The sequence below is a fragment of the Streptomyces sp. NPDC024687 genome, assembly GCF_055559055.1.
In genome coordinates, this window is the sequence record NZ_JBVHLJ010000006.1 from 554,676 (window position 1) to 574,168 (window position 19,493).

Sequence of the window (19,493 nt, forward strand, 5' to 3'; positions counted from 1 at the left end):
ACTGCACTGCGGTCGCTACCCCCACACGGAACGGATGACCTCATGGCCCAGCATCGCCGACGCCGAACAACCGCTCTCGCCCTCGGTGTTCCGCTCGCCCTGACGGCCGCGGGAGGACTCGCCTACGGCCTGCTCCCCGGCTCCCAGCCCGAGGCCTCCGCAGCGACGACCGCCGCTCCCGCCTGGGCCACCGCCACCGCCGACGGCTTCGCCTCCGTCAACGCGCTGGGGCAGAACGGGACGTACGGCGGCCGGGACGGTCAGATCGTGACCGTGAAGACGCTCGCCGACCTGGAGAAGTACGCGACGGCGAGCGAGCCGTACGTCATCGTCGTCGCCGCGACGATCACCATGGACCCGGTCGGAAAAGAGATCAAGGTCCAGAGCAACAAGACCATCGTCGGAGCCGGGACCTCCGGGCAGATCGTCGGCGGCGGCTTCTTCCTCGGCTCCGGCGTCCACAACGTCATCATCAGGAACCTGACGATCCGGGACGCCTACCAGGGCGTGTGGAACGACAAGGAACACGACTTCGACGCCATCCAGATGGACGGCGCCCACCATGTGTGGATCGACCACAACGATCTGCGGCACATGGCCGACGGACTCATCGACGTCCGCAAGGACAGCACCTATGTGACGGTCTCCTGGAACAAACTCAGCCAGGACAACAAGGCGTTCGGCATCGGCTGGACGGAGAACGTCGTCACCGACATCACCATCCACCACAACTGGGTGCGGGAGACGGAGCAGCGCAACCCCTCCACCGACAACGCCGCCCACGCGCACCTCTACAACAACTTCCTGGAGGACGTGGCCGGGACGGACATCGCCTCCTCCTACGGCAACTACTCGCGCGGCGCGACCAGGATGGTCCTGGAGAACTCCTGGTTCCAGGGCTTCAAGAACCCCGTCATCAAGGACAGCACCGCGAGCATCGTCCAGAAGGGCAACACCTTCGTGGACACCAGCGGCAGGAACGAGAGCGGGGGCACCGCCTTCGACCCGAAGACGTACTACGCCTACACGCTCGACAAGACCGCCGACGTGCCCGCCCTACTCAAGTCCGGTGTGGGGCCGCGCAGTTCCATCGGGACGACGGCCGGCATCACGACCAAGGCCGCGGCGGCCACCACCCTCACCGTCGCCAAGGACGGCAGCGGCCAGTACTCGACCGTGCAGGCCGCGGTGAACGCCGTACCCGCCAACAACCCCTCGCGTGTGGTGATCTCCGTGAAGCCGGGGACGTACCGCGAACTGGTCAAGGTGCCGTCCAACAAGCCGCACGTGACCATCCAGGGCACGGGCTCCAGCCGTAACGACACGGTGATCGTCTACAACAACGCGTCCGGCACGCCCAAGCCCGACGGCTCCGGCACCTACGGCACCGGCGGCAGCGCCACCGTCGCCGTGGAGGCCGACGACTTCCAGGCCCGCAACCTGTCGATCTCCAACGACTTCGACGAGGCCAGTCACCAGGACATCGCGGGCCAGGCGGTCGCGCTGCGCACCGCCGCCGACAAGGTGTTCCTGGACGGGGTCATCGTCAGCGGCGACCAGGACACGCTCCTCGTGGACACCGCGGCCAAGGAGAAGCTGGGCCGGGTCTACATGAAGAACTCCTACGTCGTCGGCAACGTCGACTTCATCTTCGGCCGGGCCACCGCGGTGATCGACAAGTCCGTCATCACGCTGAAGAAGCGCTGGAACGGCACCTCGGCCGGTTACGTCACCGCGCCCAGCACCGCCGCGAGCCGCAAGGGCATCCTCATCGCCAACTCGACGGTGAACGGGGACGTCTCCTCCGCGAGCTTCTACCTCGGCCGGCCCTGGCACGCGGGCGGCGACACGACCCTCGACCCGCAGACCACGGTCCGCAACACGTCCTTGAGCGCGGCGATCAGGTCCACGCCGTGGACCGACATGAGCGGCTTCTCCTGGAAGGACGACCGGTTCGCGGAGTACAAGAACACCGGCGCGGGCTCGGGTGCGGCCTCGTCCAACCGGCCGCAGCTGACCGACGCGCAGGCCGCCGCCCAGGAGGTCGCCGACTGGCTGGGCGACTGGACGCCGAGCGCGGCCTGATCTGCTCCGCTCCTGTGTCAGTGCCTCGTTCTAGGCTGGTTGTTCAGCTGAAGAAGGACTGACGGGGGAGCGGAACAATGGTGCGTATCGAAAGGCATCGGGTCGGCGAGGCAGCCGTTTCGGCGGTGCGGAAGGACTTCGCGAACAGGATCGGTTCGCAGGTCCACTCCTTGTCCAAGGCCGGCCCGGTGACGGCGTGGGAGTGGTGGCTGATCGCCCAGGAGTTCGTCGAGTATCTCGGCGCGCTCTCGGTGGAGACCCCCGATCTGCACTCCCCCGAGGCGAAGGCGATCCTGGAGGACGCCGCCGAGGCGGCCGCCGGCGCGGTGGCGTACGCGGCGTACTTCCCGCGCGACCACTTCGAGGTCTTCCTCACCTACCCGAACTGGGGCCTGGTCTACGACCGCGAGCCCGGCGGCACCCCGGAGCCGGTCACCGCCGCCAAATGGCTGGACGCGTTCTGCCTGGCGATCCTCGCCGAGAAGACCCAATGGCACGGCGAGGCCTTCCACTTCGCCCGCGAGGCCCCGCTGGAGGGCCGATCCGGCCACCCCGACGCCGAGCTGATCAACGGCTTCATGGCGTACGTCCTCGGCGACACCGCCGACGACGACGCCGACCACCCGCCTTCCCGCGAGCAGAAGCTCACCGCGCTCGACGCGGCGCTCGACCGGGTCCGGGCACGGCAGACGGAGACCGGCGAGCACCTCACCGACCAGCCGTACGGCATCGGGCTGCAGGCGCTGCGCGCGCTGACCGCGGGCGACCGGGAGGGGTTCGGCGAGGCGGTCGTACGGCTGTTGAAGCCGCTCACCGGCACCACCGGGCCCGGTGCGCGTCCGGGCAGTCTCCTCCCGCTGCTGCCGATCGCCCTGACGGCGCTGGCGTACCGCGAGGAGGGCTGGCCGCCGGCCGTCGACAGCGACTACCTGCCGGACGCGCTGGTCACCGGGTTCAAGGCCACGCCGCCGCGGGTGGGGCCCTACGGCCGGGACCGCCGCCCGGACGCGGTGGCCGAACTGGCTGCGGGAGTGGTGGAGTTCGGGCGTTGCCTGGAGCCGCGTCCGCTGGACCCGGACAGCGAGGAGCAGTTCGAGCGGTACACCCGGGACGCCGTCACCCCGGTGCCGGGCAAGTCGCTCACCACCTTCGAGCTGGCCTACGCCGTCACCTACCAGGAGCTCCTGTTCCGGACCCGCGCCTCGCACACGCCCGACGCGAGCGACGCCCAGCTGGAGAACCTGCGGCTGGCCGCGGAGCTGGGGGCCGCGCTGTTCCGTACGACGCTGGCGGAACCCGGTACCGACGTGCCGGTGACGATCGACGGCAGGACCGTGACGTACCCCGCCTGCCGGGACGAGGACGCCGGGCCGGGGGCCTGGCACCGGGCGGTGCACCTCGCGCTGATCACGGGCCGGCGGGAGGATCTGGCGCCGCTGGTGCTGGCGGGGCCGGAGCGTGTCGGCCCGGACCGTTCCGTGTCGGCCTCCTACCGCCGGGCCCTGCACGCCTACCTGCGCGGCGAGGACCCCCAGCCCGCCACGGGCCAGGCCCTGCGGGATGCGGGCAAGGCCCGCGACCAGGGGCTCCTGCCGCCGCCCGTGGTGCTCTTCTCCCAGCTCGTCGAGGGCGACGAGGAGAGCTTCAACCTGGCCCTCCTGGACGCCCTGACGGCCCACCGCGACCACTACGCCGTGGCCGACCGCCCCTCCGACCCCGACGCCGCCCTCAACCTCGACACCCTGGCCCTCACCTGCCACGCACGCCGCCGGGGCTGGGAGATCAGGGTGAGCTCCCCGTATCTGCCGAAGCGGATCGTGGAGGCGGCGAAGCCGTTCTGAGGACGTGCCGGCGGCCGGCCGCGCCATCAGCCGCGCGGTGCCGTCATGTCGATCGGCGGCCTTCTGAGGATCATCGTGTCCTCCGGGAGTGGGCCCAGCAGGCGGGCGTAGGTGCCTCGGCGGGTGAGCAGTTCCGTGTGGGTGCCCGCTTCCAGCAGGCGGCCGGCGTCCACCACCAGGATCCGGTCCGCGTCCGGGGCCAGGCTCAGGTCGTGGGTGATCATGATGGTCGTACGGCCCGACATCAGCCTGCGCAGGGGCTGCACGACCTGGCGCGCGGCGACCGAGTCGAGGCCGGCGGTGGGTTCGTCGAGGATGAGGACGGGCGCGGCCCGGAGCATCGCGCGGGCGATGGTGATCCTCTTGAGCTGGCCGCCGGACAGGGCGGCCGTGCCGGGGGCGATCTCGGTGTCGTAGCCCTCGGGGAGTGAGGAGATGAAGTCGTGGGCGGCCGCCGACCGGGCCGCCTGTTCGATCTCCGCGTCACTCGCGCCCGGCCGGCCCGTCCCGATGTTCTCGCGGATCGTGCCGTTGAGGATCAGCGTCTCCTGCGGGAGCAGGGCGATCTGCTCCCGCAGGAACTCCAGGCCCATGTGGGTGAGCGGGACAGCGTCCAGGGTGATCACGCCCGCGGAAGGGTCGTAGAAGCGGGTGAGGAGCTTGGACAGGGTGGACTTGCCGGCGCCGCTCGGGCCCGTGATGATCACCAGCTCGCCGGGGGCGGCCGTGAAGGAGACGTCGGTGAGGGAGTCCCTGGGCGCGTCGGGATAGCGGAAGTGCACGCCGTGGAAGCCGACCCAGCCGTGGACCGGCCAGGCGGGGACGGGTTCGACCGGGTCGCCGACCGACGGTTGCGCGTCCAGGATCTCGTTCAGGCGCCGGGCGCCCGCGGTGGCCGCTGTGAGGGTCAGACCCAGCTGGCCGAGGTTGCGGACCGGCGGGTACAGATAGCCGATGAAGGCGGCGAAGGCGAGGAGTTGGCCCAGCGTCATACGGTCCGCTGAGATCTCCCAGACGCCCAGGCCGATCACGGCGAGCACGCAGAGCGTCTCCACGACCTCGACGAACTGCTCGTACATCTCGCTCAGCCGGGCCCCGCGCACCGACGCCTTCATCCAGGCGCGGGCCTCACGGTCCAGGCGCCGCTCCTCGTCGCGGCGGCGGTTGTACGCCTGGGTCAGCACGACGTTGCCGAGCGACTCCTGCACGACGGAGGTGATCGCGCCGTCCGCGACCCGCTCGTCCTGCGAGGCATCCTTGATCCGGCCGGAGAAGCGGCGGGCGGCGACCAGGAACAGGGGCGCGAGGACGAAGGTGGCGAGGGCCAGGTCCCAGCGCAGATACAGGGCGGCCGCGGAGTAGAAGACGGCCGAGAACGCGGCGGCGACCGTGCCGACGACGCCGGACACGACCATCTGCTCGATGGCCTCGACGTCACCGGTGAGGCGTTCGACCAGGTCGCCCTGGCGGTGCTTCTGGAAGAAGTGCGGAGGCAGGTCCTGGATGTGCCGGAAGACCTTCGCGCGCAGCCGCAGCACGAATCTCTCCGCGGTCCAGGTCGCGAGCGAGTTGCCGAAGTAGCCGACGAGCGCGCCGAGCACGGCCACGGCGAGCCAGGCGCCGGCCGGGCCCCAGAACGCGGAGAGGGAACCGGCCTTCAGGGCGGTGTCGGTGAGCTCCGCGAACAGCAGGATCGCGGCGGTCTCGGCGAGCGCGGACACCACCACGCACGCGACGATCGCCGCCAACCACTTGCGGTCGCCGCGGGTCAGCGGCCAGAAACGGTGGAAGGCCTCGCGGACTTCCCTCATCGTCGGCACCTCCTCTGGTGCTCGGTGGGCAGGGCCGAGGCGGGGCCCCCGGCGCGAGACGCACTCGCCGACCGGTGGCCCCGCCTCACGGCGTGCCTCAGGCCTTGTGGCCGACCGGACGCTTGGCCGGGGGCTTCTTGGGGGCCTTGCCCTTGGGGGCACCCTTCGGCTTCGGGCCGAGGGGCTTGCCGTCCTTCTTGACCGGGGCGATCTTGTGGAAGCTCATGTCTGAATCCCTCACTGTCCTGGTTCTGCAACAGTTCCTCTGCCGATCTGCTGCAATTACCTATGAATGAATTTGCTTTACTTCAGTGAATTCTGCGTCAGCCCTTGTGGGCGACCGGGCGACGCTTCGGCGCGTGCTTCTTCGGCGCCTTCTTCTTCGGGGCCGGAGCGGGCTTCGGAGCCTTCTTGACAGGGGCGATCTTGTGGAAGCTCATCGTGTTGTCCTTTGCGTTTGCGTCGTTCGATCTCGACATGGAAAACACTACGGCAATCCTGCGGGAGAAAAGGCCATTCCGCCTTAGACCTCAATAAGACTGCATGTGCATTTCCTGAGAATCGAAAGGCTGACACAGAATTTAAGGACGACATCGTCGGCTTAGCGGACGCAAAAGACCCCGCCGACCATCCATCCGCCCGGTGCGGCGGTGGGTGGTCGGCGGGGCCGGGGTTTTTTCGAGAGTTACTGCACGACCGTGATCCGGTTCGTGACCGGCGGTGCGATCGGGCCGGTCGCCGAGGAGTTGGCCGTCAGGTAGTCCACGAGAGCGGCGAGGTCGTCGCCGCCGACGAGGTCGCCCGTGCCCTGGCCCAGCGTGGTGAAGCCGTCGCCGCCGCCCGCGAGGAAGCTGTTGGTCGCGACACGGTAGGTGGCCGCCGGGTCGATGGCCGTCCCGTTCAGCTTCACGGAGTCCACGACGATCCGGTCCGCGCCGGTCTTCGTCAGGTCGAGCGTGTAGGTGAGGCCGGTGGACGGCTGCAGGATCTTCGGCGAGGCCGCGTTCGAGCCGCTCACCTGCTCCTGGAGCACCTTGACCAGCTGCGCCCCGGTGAAGTCCTGGAGGTTCACGGTGTTGGAGAACGGCTGCACGGTGAAGCCCTCGGCGTACGTCACCACACCGTCGCCCTCGGTCCCCTTGGCCGCGTAGGTCAGGCCGGCCCGCACCCCGCCCGGGTTCATCAGCGCGAGGTCGGTCTCGGGGTCGAGCTTCTTGCCGTACGCGAGTTGCGCGTCGGCGATCAGGTCACCCATCGGGGACTCGGTGCCGGTGCTCGGGACGTCGGCGGAGATGTAACCGATCGCGCGGTTGCCGATGGGCGCCGCGAGGGTGTTCCACCTGCTGATCAGCTCGGTCATGTCGGGCGCCTTGGCGACGGTCCGGGTGACCACGTGGTTCGCCGACTTCACGGCCGTACGGGCGATGTCGCCGGTGAAGCGGTCGTACGTCAGCGTCGTGTCCGTGTAGAGGCGGCCGAAGGAGGCGGCCGAGGTGACCATGCGGGGCTTGCCCGACGGGTCGGGGATCGTGCAGACGTACGCGGCGTGCGTGTGGCCGGTGACCAGGGCGTCGACGGACGGCGAGATGTTCTTGGCGATGTCGACGATCGGGCCGGAGATGCCGTCACCGGCGCCCGGCGAGTCACAGTTGTAGTTGTACGAGCCCGAGGCCGGCTGCCCGCCCTCGTGGATGAGCGCCACGATCGACTTCACGCCCTGCTTCTGGAGCACGCGCGCGTACTTGTTGATCGTCTCGACCTCGTCCTTGAACTTCAGGCCCTTGACACCCTCGGCCGAGACCACACCCGGGGTGTCCTCCAGGGTGACGCCGATGAAGCCGACCTTGACGCCGTTCTTCTTCCACACCCAGTAGGGCTTGAGGATCGGCCTGCCGGTCTTCTCGTCCAGGACGTTCGCCGCGAGGTAGGGGAAGTCGGCGCCCTTGAACTTCTTGTCGGTGTAGCAGCCGGCGGTGGGGTGACAGCCGCCGTTCTGCAGCCGGCCCAGTTCCTTGGCGCCCTCGTCGAACTCGTGGTTGCCGACGCTCGTCACATCCAGGTCGAGCTTGTTCAGCGCCTCGATGGTGGGCTCGTCGTGGAACAGACCCGAGATGAGGGGCGACGCGCCGACCATGTCACCGCCGGCCGCGGTGACGGAGTACGGGTTGCCCTTGCGGGCCTCGCGCAGATGGGTCGCGAGGTACTCGACGCCCCCCGCGTCGATCGTCTTCGTCGTCCCGTCCGCCTGGAGTTCGGTGACCCGGCCGGAGGAGCCGGACGGCGGCTCCAGGTTGCCGTGCAGGTCGTTGAAGGACAGCAGCTGGACGTCCTGGTAGCGGCTCGGCAGCGGCTTGCCGTGCTTGCTGTCGTGCGCGCCCGCGGGCATCGCGGCGGCGAGGGCGCCGACGGTGGCGAGACCGGCGGCCGCGGCGACCAGACGGTACGTGCGGCGTCCGCGGCGGATGGCGCCCGACCGGCGCGGCTGGTCCGACTGGGATATGGCTGGCATACGCCCCCCTGTGTTCCGGGTGTGAGAGTGGCCCCCGTCCGGCGCAGCCTAGGGTCAACGCGCGTAGCGCGACAGGGGTTTCATGGTTACATCCCGGTTGCTTCTTTGCCGCCGCTTTGCCCGGACCTGCCCTTACCCTCGTAGCCATGACCAGCGACGACACCGCACACCCCGGCATCTCCCGCTCCATCGAGACCCTTTCGGTGCTCTCGCCGCAGCAGACCGAGGCCGTCCTCGGGCTCCTCGCCGAGGCCGCGCAGGCCGACGGCAGGCAGGCGGTGTCCGAACAGGGCAGGTTGCAGCTGCGGGGCGGCGCCCGCGAGGGCGTGTCCCATCTGCTCCTGTACGTCGGTGCCGAACTGGCCGGATACGCCCAGCTGGAGGACACCGACCCGGTGGAGGCACCGGCGGCGGAGCTGGTCGTCCACCCCGCCCACCGCGGTCACGGCCACGGCCGCGCCCTGGGTTCGGCGCTCCTCGCCGCCTCCGGCAAGCGGCTGCGGGTGTGGGCCCACGGCGGCCACAGCGCCGCCCGGCACCTCGCCCAGGTCCTCGGCCTGACCCTGTTCCGTGAACTACGGCAGATGCGGCGCCCCCTGACCGACCTGGAGCTGCCCGACCCGGTGCTCCCGGCGGACGTGACGGTCCGTTCCTTCGTCCCCGGCGAGGACGATGCCTCCTGGCTCGCGGTCAACGCGGCCGCATTCGCCCACCACCCCGAGCAGGGCTCCCTGACCCAGCGCGACCTGGACGACCGCAAGGCGCAGTCCTGGTTCGACCCCGAGGGCTTCTTCCTCGCCTTCCGCGACGGCGAACTGGTCGGCTTCCACTGGACCAAGGTGCACGCGACCGAACAGCTCGGCGAGGTCTACGTCCTCGGCGTCCGCCCCGGCACCCAGGGCGGCGGCCTCGGCAAGGCCCTCACGACGATCGGCCTGCGCCACCTCGCCGCGCAGGGCCTGCCGACCGCGATGCTGTACGTCGACGCCGACAACAAGGCGGCGGTCTCGGTCTACGAACGGCTCGGTTTCACGACGTACGAGACGGACCTGATGTACCGCACGGAGACGTGACGAGTCGGGCCTACGGCTGCTTGCACGGGGAGTCAGCCGGCAGCGCCTTGGGCCTCACGCCAGGCCGGCAGGAGCGTGTCGAGGAGCGCCTCGGTGCGGGGAGGCAGGCCGCGGGCGCCGCCGGTGAGTTCGTGATGGCGGGCGGCGAGCGCTGCTGCCGTCGATGCGAGCCTGGCCGTGTCGCCCGTGGCGTGCGCGGCGCGCAGGAGTTCGTTCCAGAGTCGCTCGTCTGCCGGTGCGTTGGTCAGGGCCGTGTCGAGGGCGTCGAGCGCCGGTGCCGGGTCGCCGGCCTCCAGGTGGTGGCCGGACAGGGCCAGTGCCACGTCTGCCACCAGCAGGGGCAGCTCGGTCTCCACGACCTCGTGGGAGAGCCAGGTGTAGCGGCCCTTCGGGCGGTCGGCCAGCAGGGGGCCGCGGGCCAGTGCCAGGGCGTCGTCGAGCAGACGCTCCCGCATCCGGGCGTTGCCCGAGCCGCTGCCCGCGGTGGCTTCGTGGTGGAGCGTGCGCAGCACGTCGAGGTCGCAGACGACGGAGGACGCGAGGGTCAGCCGCCCGGTGGTGCCGATGCCGAGCCGCGGGCTTCCGTCTGGGTCGGTTCCCAGCCAGGTTCGCAGGCGGGTGATGAAGGCGTCCCGGACGTCATCGGTCACGCCACGGGGCCACAGGCCGGAGGCCAGGACCCGCGGGTGCACTCCCTCGCGGTGGAGCAGGAGCATGGCCAGGGCCTCGTGGAGCAGCGGGCCGTGCTCGGCGTCGGGTGTGTCGAGGCCGATGATCTCGTAGGTGCCGACCAGCCGTGTGTACACCGCGGGTTGTCCGCTGGGGGTGAGGTCGACCCGGAACGGCAGGGGGTCGGGGTCCGGGGCGCGGTCGGCGTCGGGCACGGCGTCGGCGAAGAGCCGGACCACGGCCTCGTACCGGTCCTGCGGCAGACGCTGTGCCTGGAGGTCCAGACCGAGCGGTGGCGCGAGGAGGCGTCCGTCGGAGGTGGCTTCGAGTTCCCAGGTGGTGCCCGGCAGGCCCTTGTCCCCGGTGGCGGCCAGGTAACCGATGCCCAGTCGGCCGGAGTCCGCGGCGAGTTCGGCGAGTTTCGCTGTCTGGTCCTCGCTCGGCCGGACGGCGAGCAGAACCAGGTGGGGCGCCCATGAGGTGTCGCGGGACAGGCCGGTGCGCCCGGTGAGCACCGAGTCGTGGCCTGCCATGGCGAGGGCATCGTGTCGCCGGCCGGTCTCGGCCGCCATGTCTTCCAGCAGTTCGTCGATGTCGTCGACGTGGCGGACCCGGTCGGGGGCCGGCTCGGCGAGTTCCGCGCTGTGGCCCACGAGGGTGAGGGTCATCCGGTCCGCCCAGCCGCTGGTGGCGAGTTCCGCGGCGACCGATGCGAGGACTGCCGTCCGGTCGGCCTGAGCGCCCGTCAGCGAGACGAGTCCGGGCAGGGCTTCGAGGTTCAGCAGCAGCCGCGCACGGCCGTGGGTGCCGAGGCTGACCAGGCCGGGGTAGGGGGCGGCAGCGCCGGGGTCCGTTTCGTGTGCCGGGACGTCGGCCAGGTGGATACGCCAGAACGTGTCGTTCTGTCCGGGCTGCCACGGCGCCGGGGGCTGCTGCGTCGGCTGAGCGAGCTGGAGGGTGAGCTCGCTGTCGGTGAGCCAGGCGGCGCGGACGGTCGGCAGGCTGCGGGATTGCGCGGTCAGAGCGGCAGCCAGTCCCCGCAGGGCACGGTCGAGATCGCGTACGGCCTGCGGGTCGGCGTCGACGACCAGCGCATCCCGGGTGTCGGCGGCGGCACCCGTCGGCCGGGGAGGCGCCGGGGTGGGGTGGCCCTCGGCGCTCATCGCGGACTCCCACAGGGCCGTACGGCGTCGACGGCCGAGCGCCGCGAGCAGACCGGCGGCGAGCAGCGGCGCACCCACGAGGGCCTCGGGGAGCCCGGAGGACGAGGTGGAGGGCGACGCTGTGGGAGACCAGGTGGGGGGCGACGGTGTGGGAGACGCCGAGCCGGGGCCTGCGTTCTGCGCACCGGCTCCGCTCCCGGCCTCGGCCGGGATGGTCAGGCTGATGCGGTGTCCGGGGTTGAGTTTGACCGGGAGGCCGGCGGCCGCGACGAAGTGGCCGGTGGCCTGCCGCCACTGCTGCCAGGCGTCGGGGGTGTGGTCGGGGTGCGTGAAGGCCGGGATGTAGCGGCTGCCGTCGTCGTCGACCACCGTGTAGAGCCCGTCCTGCCCCTCCTGGGCGAACAGGAGGAGCGTGGCGTCGCGGAAGGCCGCGAGCAGTTCCGCCTCACTGCCGTAGCCGGTGACCGCTCGCTGCACGACGGCGTCCAGGGCGGTGAGCGGAGCGGGGAACTCCAGCGCGACCGGCGAGGGGCGGTACTTCGGGTTGTGCGTGAAGGAGACGAGTTGCCCGGAGCCGTCGACGGACCAGCCGCCGACGATGCCGTACGGGGGAACCGCGCCGGCGGGGTCGAAGTACGGGTCGATCGCGTACACGTAGCCGCCGCGCTGCCGGGCGGCCTGGGCGCGCAGGGCCGGGGTGACCGGGGGGACGGCGGGCGCGGAGCCGGGCGGAGGGGTCACGGGGACGGGCTCCACTCCTTCTCGAAGGCAGTCTGCTCGGCGATGGTGGCCAGCGTCTCGCGGGGGGCGGGATCGAAGGTCAGGATGCGATCGGCGTTGGTGGGACGCGTGAACGGCGTGAGGTGGTACACCTGGAAACCGCCCATGCCACGGCACATCCCGGAAGGCCAGGTGTCGCGTCGGGAACCGTTGACACCCAGGAACCACCCCAGGGGTTCGAGCTGCTCGCGGACGCGGATGAGCGCCTCGAAGCAGTCACCCGCCCTGCCGGAGAACCGCCCCCAGGGGCCTTCGGCGGTCACGGTGTAGTCGTGCTCGCGGTCGTCGCCTTCCCAGCGCACCACCGCGTCGGTCTGCCAGGCGCCGTTGTAGGCGAGGACCTCGAAGTGGTCGGGAAGGAGACTCATCGGGTCCATCCTTGGGGCAGTTGGCTTGCGGGCGGTGATTCAGGGCTGGGAGCGGTGGGAGTTCGGGGGACGTGCGGCTCGTAGTGGGGGTTGGGTATCCATTCTCCCTTGGTCCCGTCACGAGAGATCTCCCAGGCTCCCTTGATGTGCTTGCGGTCGATGCCGCCGGCGAAGGCGATCTCCTTGTCGGTTTCGGCGTACTTGTTGTTCGGCAGCGTCTGGTTGACGTCGATCCCGCCGGGAGCGTCGATCTCGTACCGGTAGTCCTTCACCCAGTTCGCGTCCGGATCCGTGGTGGTGCCCACGAAGGCCGACTTGTGGTTGCCCTCCACATAGCCGAACAGGTCGTTGTTGGACGAGTCCCATGGATGGAAGCCCTGCTCGAAGATCTCCCCGGGGTGACGGTTGTCGTTGCGGTACAGGGGTTCGTGGCTCTCGCGCCACACCGGCTGGTGTCTCATGCCGTCGATGTCGATGTTCTTGTCGACGGCCGCGGGAAGGCTGCGCGGATCGTCCGGGTCCAGCTTCCCGACCGCCTCGGAGGCGTCGTCGACGTGCTTGACGGCTCCGGCGGCGTCCTCGACGAGGCTCTGGCCGAGGGTCTTGGCCGTGTCCTTGGCGACCGCGCCCTCCACGCTGTGGGCGACCGACCTGGCGCCGATCTTGCCCGCGGCACCCCCGCCGCCGATGAAGTTGGTCGCGAAGGCGCCCATGGCCTGGTTGCGGTCGGTGCTCCAGCCCTCGCCGACAAGGCCATTGACCAGTTCGGTGGGGTGGTTGGCGGTGTGCACCAGGCCGCGGGCGACGCCGGTGAGGTTGGTGGTGTAGTCGGCCGGGTGGGTCAGGTTGTAGGGGTCCAGGGGGTTGACCGTGCGGGCCAGGCGCAGCATCGAGGTGCCGGTCTTGAGGACGCCGCCCAGCTTGTGCTCGGCCCCGACCAGTTGGTTCTTCAGCGTGTTGCCGAGTTCGCGCTTGAGGCGGTCCAGGCCCTCGGGCTCGGCGGGGGCCCGGTCGGTGCCGCGGGCGAGCTTCTCGGCCAGCTGGGCGCCCTCGCTGTCACGCTCGCCGCGGGCCGCCTTGAGCAGGTGCTCCGCCGACTTGCGTCCCTCGGCCCCGGGGTCCTGGAACGGGCCCGGCTCCTGCGGAGGCCGCTGCCCGTCCTCGGTGCCGGACAGGCCCGCCACCTGGAACGCGAGGGCCTGCCGGGTGTAGTCGTCGACCTCGCGCCGGTACTGCTCCGAGGCGGCCTCGGTCCGCTGCCGGGCCTGCTTCCACTGCTCGACCGCCTCGCGGGCCTGCTTGCGCGCCCACTCGACGGCGTGGGCGTACTGGTCCATCGCGGCGGCCGCGTCCTCGAACGAGTCGGCGGCCTTCAGCCAGCGCCTGGGATGGGTCTGCACCTTCTCGCGAAAGCGGTCGGCGGCCTGTCCGTGCCAGTCCGACGGGTCCATCTTCCGCAGCGCCAGGCCGGTCCGTTCGAAGGCCGCGCCCAGCTTCCTCAACTGCGCCGCCGACTCACGGATCGCGCTCGCGTCCCCGTGCACCAGCAGGGCCGGGTCGTCGGTCTCGTCCAGCTCCAGCTCGCGGGTGCGGGCACCCAGTTGGTCGGCCACCCAGGAGCCGGCTCCGTCGGCCTTGTCCGCCCAGCCGTGTGCGCCGGCCGCGTCGAGCAGCTCCGACGTGCCGTGGCTGACGGTCTGCACCCCGTCGGCGAAGGTGTCGCGCAGGCCCTGGGTGGCGCCGTCCAGCTCGTCGAGGAAGCCCATCACTTCCCCTTCGCCGCGACGCCGGAGTCCTGCCCGTCGTCGTCACCGCCGAAGGCCGGGGAAGCGGCGGCCCTCATCACACCGATCTCGGTGCCGACCGTGCCGGTCTCGGTGACGTCGGTCCAGGTGGCGGAGAGGTTCTGCCGGCTCTCCTCGGAAGCCGCTTCGAAACCGGCCATGGAGTAGTCGGGGCGGTAGGTGTCCCCGGCCTTGTCCCCCACCTGGCTCCAGGACATCTTCTCCGCGTCCTGCGAGGTCAGGGTCGGGTCGGCGGCCGCGGACAGCGCGACGTCCTTGAGGACGCCCATGCCGTACTCCTCCGCCTCGTGGTAGTAGCCGGCGTTCAGATCCAGCGTCCCGGCCACCTCGTTGCCCTCGTCCAGGAGCGCCTGGACCTCCCAGCCCCAGCGCTCGGCGAAGTCGTCCAGCCTCTGGGAGGCCGCGGAGTGGCCCATCACGTTCGGGGACACGGACAGATCGGAGAAGCCCTGACCCGTGGTCGCCCCGGTCGCGTCCGTGATCTTCTTCAGCTCGTCCAGCGCATCGTTGATGCCTTGGGACACCTGCTTCAGGATCTGCGGGTCGACCCCGTAACCACCACCGCTCACTACGCGGCAACCTCCCCATCGACGACCAACTGCTTGTCGAGCGCGATCCCGTCCGGCACGATCCCGGACACCGGTGGCAGGAAGGCGCGCGATGCGGAGGACACGTCCACCACGACCCCCATCGGGACCCGGTCCCGCCCCACCCAGGCGGGAAGCAGCTCGTGCAGCAACTCCTCACCGTTCACGGCGACGTAGCGCGCGTACCGGGCCAGTTCGGCGGGCAGTTCGCCGGGCTCGGCGGCCTCCCACTTCTGCTGCAGGAAGGTGTGCATCTCGCGGGTGCCGGTGAAGGCGAACAGCCAGCGGATGTCGTCCGAATCCGCAGTCCACACGGCACCCTCGCCCAGCAGGGGAAGCAGAAGCTCCGCACCCCGCACGGCTTCGACCAGGGCCCGCGGATCACCTTCACCGCGCAGGAACGCCCCCATCTGCGCCCGGAGTTCCGCCGTCCTTGTCGACGGCTTCCCGCCTCCGCCCATCCGGCTGCGCACCCCGTTCGCCTCGACCTGTCACGACTCCAGCGCACACCAGGCATCTCGGCATGACAGCAGCCCCACGGCATGAGCAGGAAAAGCCTAGCCCGCCAACTGCAGCACCGATGACGGGGACTTCACCCGCCTTCCAGTCGGCGACACCTTGCACCGGATGTCACGAGGTGAACCGGATACCGCGACCCTCTCGCCTCTTCGTGGCAGAGCCACGCACCGGCTCCCGCGCGCAAGCCGCCCCCACCAGTACCGCGCTCGTCAGCACCAGGGCCCATCGGCCGTGTGCCGCCGTCCAGTCCGGGTCGCCCACCGGGACGAACAGGTCCCAGCAGGTGGGGAGCAGGAGGGGGGCGAGGAGGGCGAGGGTCAGGACGCCGGCCGCCACCGAGGGGCCGGGTTCGGGTTCGTCGGTGAAGCGGACGGCGACGACCGCGGCGGCCAGCGCGAGGGCGGCCGTACTCGCCGCCTCCAGGGTGATCGCGCCGACCGGGGGGCGCGCCTGCGCCGGTACGAGGACCAGTACGGCCGTCCACCACAGCGCGGTGACCGGGGCGACCAGCGCCACCCGCAGTCCCGTCCGCACCCAACGCCGGGTGGGGACGGGGGAGGTGATCCGCCGGGCCGGGTCGTCCAGGAGGAAGGTCAGTCCGAGGGCGAAGACGAGCGCGGCGGCCCGCAGAAGGTTGAGGCCGAGCCGCGCATCGAGGGCGGTGGACAGCAGCCGCGGCACCCCCACGACCAGCAGCCCTACGGCCGCCCCGGCGCCGACCGCCCGCCAGGGCACCGTCCGCGCCACGGCCACCGTCAGCGCGCCGCTCACGCCTCGAGCTCCCCCGGATCCCTCGACTCCCGAAACGCCTCCGGCACCCGCCCCAACTCCCCCGAGCCCCCGCTCAACACCCCCGTCACTCATCGTCCTCACAATCCTTCGCCCCCTTCGGCACCTCGGTCCCCAGCACCCGCGCCACCTGGGCCGTCGAGACCCCCGGTGCCGTCAGCTCGGTCCAGTGCTGCTTGACGGAGGCCGTCACCTCACCGCGCGGGCGTTGCAGCAACTCTCGTACGACAGCGGTCTGTCCGGCCGTCATGGACAGCCCGCTGGTCGGGGCGAGTACATACGCGGACCCGGTGACGCTGTCGTCGAGGCGGACGTTCGCGAGGTCGGTCATCGGGTGGGAGGCCCCGCCCAGGGCCAGCCACATCGTGGTGACCACCCGGCCGTCACACAGCTCGCCGCCCTTCGACTCGTCACCGGCGACCAGCACGTAGGAGACGGCGACCGCGAACTCGGGGACCCGGTTGCCGCCCCACCGCGTGTCGACGGTGACCTGGTGCGGCGTGGTGAGCGGATCGATCGCCGCGTCGCCGCTCAGGCCGTAACGGGCCTCGACCCGCTGCCGTACGAGAAGGGGCTGCCGGGCGGCCGTACCGCCGGCCAGCGACTGGACGCGGTCCACGACCCCCGCCCAGGTGCCCGCGCGGCCGGTCCACTCGGGGAAGGCGCAGTACGTCGAGGTGCCCTGCCTGACGCAGGTCTGGTCCCGTTGCGGGGAGGCCGAGGCCTGTTCGCGGGCGGCGGCCAGCTCCGGTGACACGCCTCCGGACTGGCCCACCGCGCCGGCCAGCGTCAGCGCGAGCGCACCCGCCGCACCGGCCTTCAGCGACAGCGTCCGGCCGCCGCTCGCCAGGACCGCGCAGAGGGCGAGCAGCAGGATCAGCCCGGTCAGGTACAGCGCGTGCCAGGCCGCCGGGCGGCCGATGAGGTCCGAGGGGAGGACCGTGTTGCCGCCTTCCTCGCCCACGATCGGGGACAGCCACCGGGTCCACTCCGCGTCGCTGGTGCCCGCGGAGATGAACACGCTGAGGACGTAGAGTCCGACCACGCCGACCGGCGCCGCGAACGTGGACGGGACCAGCCGGGCGAGCAGCACCCCGAGGGCGCCGCACAGCAGCACGTACAAGGGGCCGACGGCCAGTTCGGCGACTGAGCCGTGGCCCACCGCGCCCGGCCTGAGGGCCTGCCGGGTGAACTCGCCGAGCACGACCAGCGCGGTGACGGCGGCGAAGGGCGCCACCGACAGCACATGCGCGACCGTCCGCCGCCACGGTTCCATGACCAGCACGTCGAACTGCCGGTCGGTACCGCGCCTGCGGGAGCGCAGCGTGCACCGGTTGACGCACACGAACAGGGCGATCCCGACCAGCAGGGGCCCGCTCTGGGTGGCGCGGTCGGCGTCCTGGAGGGCCGGGAAGGCGTCCATGCCCTCCTTCGAGTCGAACAGCGTCCAGGCGGTGTAGCCGACGTACAGCACGAGAGTCACCAGCACCGGGATGTACCGCAGCAGGTCGCGTGCCTCGAAACGGGCGAGGGCGAACACGGCTGCCCAGGCTCGTCGGCGCTGATCGTCCTCGTGAACGGCGGCGGGCTCGGCCACCGTCTGCGTCGCCAGGCTCATGCGGCCGCCACCTCGGCGTCCACGTCGTCGAGGGTGAGCAGGTAGCCGTCTTCCAGGGTGGGTTCGAGGAGGTCGGCGCCGGCGGGCGGGTCGCCGACGTTGCGGAAGGAGCCGGTGCCGGTCCGCCAGCCCGCCTTGGCGCCCGGGGCGCGTTCCGTGCTGCTCCACACCCGGCCGGCGGCGCGGGCGGTCAGGTCGGCGGGGGTGCCCTCGAAGAGGATGCGGCCGCGGGCCATGACGAGTACCCGGTGGCAGAGCATCGCCACGTCCTCGGTCTGGTGGGTGGACAGGAGCACGGTCCGGCCCTCCCCCGCCTGCGCGATCAACTCCCGGAACCGCATGCGCTGTTCGGGGTCGAGGCCGACGGTGGGCTCGTCCAGGACGAGGAAGCCGGGGTCGCCGACGAGGGCGGCGGCCAGTGCGACCCGCTGCCGCATCCCGCCGGACAGCCGCTTGATGCGCTGTCGGCGTACGTCCCCGAGATCGACCTCCTCCAGCACGCGGCGCACCTCGCGGTGGCGTGCGGTGCGGTCGGTGAGCTCCTTGAGGATCGCCACGTAGTCGACGAACTCGAAGGCGCTGAAGTCCGGGTGGAACCCCGGGGTCTGCGGCAGATAGCCGAGCGAACGGCGGACCTGCTGACGTCCGCGCGAGCTGCCCGGGTCGTGGCCGAGCACGGTGAAGGAGCCCCGGTCGGCGGGCACGGCGGTGGCGAGCACCCGCAACAGGGTGGTCTTCCCGGCCCCGTTGGGCCCGAGCAGCCCGGTCACACCGGGCGTCAGCCGCAGCGACACGTCGTCGAGGGCGCGGGTGCCGCCGTAGCGGAGACGGAGCCCGGAGGCGGAGACGGTGGCGGTCATTCGGCGCTCCCGTTGAAGAGGTCGAAGCGGTCACGGAGAAGGAAGAGCAGCCCGGCGGCGAGCGCGGCGACGGTTCCGGCCACGCCCTGCCCGGCCGCCGTAAAAGGCAGACCGGACACGGCGGCGGAGACGGTGGCGGTCATTCGGCGCTCCCGTTGAAGAGGTCGAAGCGGTCACGGAGAAGGAAGAGCAGCCCGGCGGCGAGCGTGGCCACCACCCCGGCCACGCCCTGCCCGGCCGCCGTGAAGGGCGCGAGCGGGTCGGCGGCCGTCTGCTGCGCGGCCTGCGCGGCGAGGAGTGCCGTGACCCAGGCGCCGCCCACCAGGGACGGGGCGAGCACCGGGCCGAGCCGCGGAGTGAGCGCGAGGCCGGTCGCCGTGAGGGCGAGCGCGGGCAGCAGCCAGGCCAGGGCGCGCAGGCCGTAGCCGGGCAGGGCGAGGGTGGCGAGCCCGTTGAGGCCGAGACCCGCGACCAGCACGGCGAGCGTGCGGATCATCAGCAGCCGGAAGCCGTGGGTGGGCGCGACGACCGTCATCTCGTAGGTCGGGTCGAGCACCGGACCGTAGGACAGCGCCACGCCGGCCAGCGGCAGCAGCGGGGCGAGGGCGAGGAAGAGGGTCGGGGAGTCGGTGGTGCGCACCGCGCCGACGGTCGCCAGCAGCAGGAACACCACCGCCGCCAGCCAGGAGCGCCTGAGCACCGGCGTGGCCGCGAGCAGCCGCGCGGTGTGGTCGGCGATCCCGACCCGCGTCAGCAGCGACTCGAACCACCCCGGCCGGGGTGCGTCCAGTTCGGCGTCCAGCCGCTCCCACCCGTCGTCCAGCGCCACCGGGTCGGTGACACCGGCCAGCAGCCCCCGGCACTCGGCGCAGGCGGCGAGATGGGTGTCGGCGGACCACAGCAGGGGGGCGGCCAACTCGCCCAGGGCATACGCCCGCAGATCTTCTTCGGCCACATGCCAGGTCATGCCGCCCCACCTTCTCGAGTGCGTCCCCGTGCCGGGCCCTGCGATCGTG

16 protein-coding genes are annotated in these 19,493 nt (G+C 71.4%); 3 read left to right on the plus strand and 13 right to left on the minus strand.

The window, feature by feature from the left end; all coding sequences use genetic code 11:
- The first annotated feature begins 42 nt into the window (after positions 1-42).
- Both ACZ39I_RS26215 and ACZ39I_RS26220 read left to right on the plus strand, forming a co-directional pair.
- On the plus strand, positions 43-2,085 hold the full coding sequence (locus ACZ39I_RS26215) for a pectinesterase family protein (protein WP_467246886.1): 2,043 nt from the start codon (positions 43-45) through the stop codon (positions 2,083-2,085).
- Positions 2,086-2,162: 77 nt separating this feature from the next.
- Positions 2,163-3,926 carry an immunity 49 family protein gene (locus ACZ39I_RS26220; protein ID WP_467246887.1) on the plus strand — a complete coding sequence of 588 codons (1,764 nt, stop codon included), beginning with the start codon at positions 2,163-2,165 and terminating at the stop codon, positions 3,924-3,926.
- Between the two features lie 26 nt (positions 3,927-3,952).
- Here the strand turns inward: ACZ39I_RS26220 and ACZ39I_RS26225 are convergent, their stop codons facing one another.
- From ACZ39I_RS26225 to ACZ39I_RS26235, 3 genes are all read right to left on the minus strand, one after another.
- The gene (locus ACZ39I_RS26225; protein WP_467246888.1) at positions 3,953-5,737 is read right to left on the minus strand and encodes an ABC transporter ATP-binding protein; all 1,785 of its coding nucleotides are present in this window, start codon (positions 5,735-5,737) and stop codon (positions 3,953-3,955) included.
- A 97-nt stretch (positions 5,738-5,834) separates the two neighbouring features.
- Positions 5,835-5,963 carry a hypothetical protein gene (locus ACZ39I_RS26230; protein ID WP_467246890.1) on the minus strand — a complete coding sequence of 43 codons (129 nt, stop codon included), beginning with the start codon at positions 5,961-5,963 and terminating at the stop codon, positions 5,835-5,837.
- A gap of 459 nt (positions 5,964-6,422) precedes the next feature.
- Complete coding sequence (locus tag ACZ39I_RS26235; RefSeq protein ID WP_467246891.1) at positions 6,423-8,246, minus strand: bifunctional metallophosphatase/5'-nucleotidase; 1,824 nt, start codon at positions 8,244-8,246, stop codon at positions 6,423-6,425.
- 146 nt (positions 8,247-8,392) lie between these two features.
- Between ACZ39I_RS26235 and mshD the strand changes: the two genes are divergently transcribed.
- Positions 8,393-9,319 carry a mycothiol synthase gene (gene mshD, locus ACZ39I_RS26240; RefSeq protein WP_467246892.1) on the plus strand — a complete coding sequence of 309 codons (927 nt, stop codon included), beginning with the start codon at positions 8,393-8,395 and terminating at the stop codon, positions 9,317-9,319.
- 32 nt (positions 9,320-9,351) lie between these two features.
- On the opposite strand, the gene ACZ39I_RS26245 is transcribed toward mshD, so the two are convergent.
- From ACZ39I_RS26245 to ACZ39I_RS26290, 10 genes are all read right to left on the minus strand, one after another.
- Positions 9,352-11,892 (minus strand): type VII secretion system-associated protein, encoded by a 2,541-nt coding sequence (locus ACZ39I_RS26245; protein ID WP_467246893.1) that lies wholly within the window; start codon positions 11,890-11,892, stop codon positions 9,352-9,354.
- On the minus strand, positions 11,889-12,299 hold the full coding sequence (locus ACZ39I_RS26250; RefSeq protein ID WP_467246894.1) for a hypothetical protein: 411 nt from the start codon (positions 12,297-12,299) through the stop codon (positions 11,889-11,891). The genes ACZ39I_RS26245 and ACZ39I_RS26250 overlap by 4 nt, the downstream gene beginning before the upstream one ends.
- Entirely contained in the window at positions 12,296-14,065 is a 1,770-nt protein-coding gene (locus ACZ39I_RS26255) for a putative T7SS-secreted protein (RefSeq protein WP_467246895.1), read from the minus strand. Before ACZ39I_RS26255 ends, ACZ39I_RS26250 begins: the two co-directional genes overlap by 4 nt.
- Positions 14,065-14,673, minus strand: a complete 609-nt coding sequence (locus ACZ39I_RS26260; protein WP_467246896.1) for a hypothetical protein — start codon at positions 14,671-14,673, stop codon at positions 14,065-14,067. The genes ACZ39I_RS26255 and ACZ39I_RS26260 overlap by 1 nt, the downstream gene beginning before the upstream one ends.
- On the minus strand, positions 14,673-15,164 hold the full coding sequence (locus ACZ39I_RS26265; protein WP_467246897.1) for a hypothetical protein: 492 nt from the start codon (positions 15,162-15,164) through the stop codon (positions 14,673-14,675). The genes ACZ39I_RS26260 and ACZ39I_RS26265 overlap by 1 nt, the downstream gene beginning before the upstream one ends.
- A gap of 157 nt (positions 15,165-15,321) precedes the next feature.
- Entirely contained in the window at positions 15,322-15,981 is a 660-nt protein-coding gene (locus tag ACZ39I_RS26270) for an ABC transporter (protein ID WP_467246898.1), read from the minus strand.
- An 85-nt stretch (positions 15,982-16,066) separates the two neighbouring features.
- Positions 16,067-17,617 carry an ABC transporter permease gene (locus ACZ39I_RS26275; RefSeq protein ID WP_467246899.1) on the minus strand — a complete coding sequence of 517 codons (1,551 nt, stop codon included), beginning with the start codon at positions 17,615-17,617 and terminating at the stop codon, positions 16,067-16,069.
- The gene (locus ACZ39I_RS26280; RefSeq protein WP_467246900.1) at positions 17,614-18,477 is read right to left on the minus strand and encodes an ABC transporter ATP-binding protein; all 864 of its coding nucleotides are present in this window, start codon (positions 18,475-18,477) and stop codon (positions 17,614-17,616) included. The genes ACZ39I_RS26275 and ACZ39I_RS26280 overlap by 4 nt, the downstream gene beginning before the upstream one ends.
- Positions 18,474-18,620, minus strand: a complete 147-nt coding sequence (locus ACZ39I_RS26285; RefSeq protein ID WP_467246902.1) for a hypothetical protein — start codon at positions 18,618-18,620, stop codon at positions 18,474-18,476. The genes ACZ39I_RS26280 and ACZ39I_RS26285 overlap by 4 nt, the downstream gene beginning before the upstream one ends.
- Positions 18,617-19,444, minus strand: a complete 828-nt coding sequence (locus ACZ39I_RS26290) for a cupin domain-containing protein (RefSeq protein ID WP_467246904.1) — start codon at positions 19,442-19,444, stop codon at positions 18,617-18,619. The genes ACZ39I_RS26285 and ACZ39I_RS26290 overlap by 4 nt, the downstream gene beginning before the upstream one ends.
- Positions 19,445-19,493 lie beyond the last annotated feature (49 nt).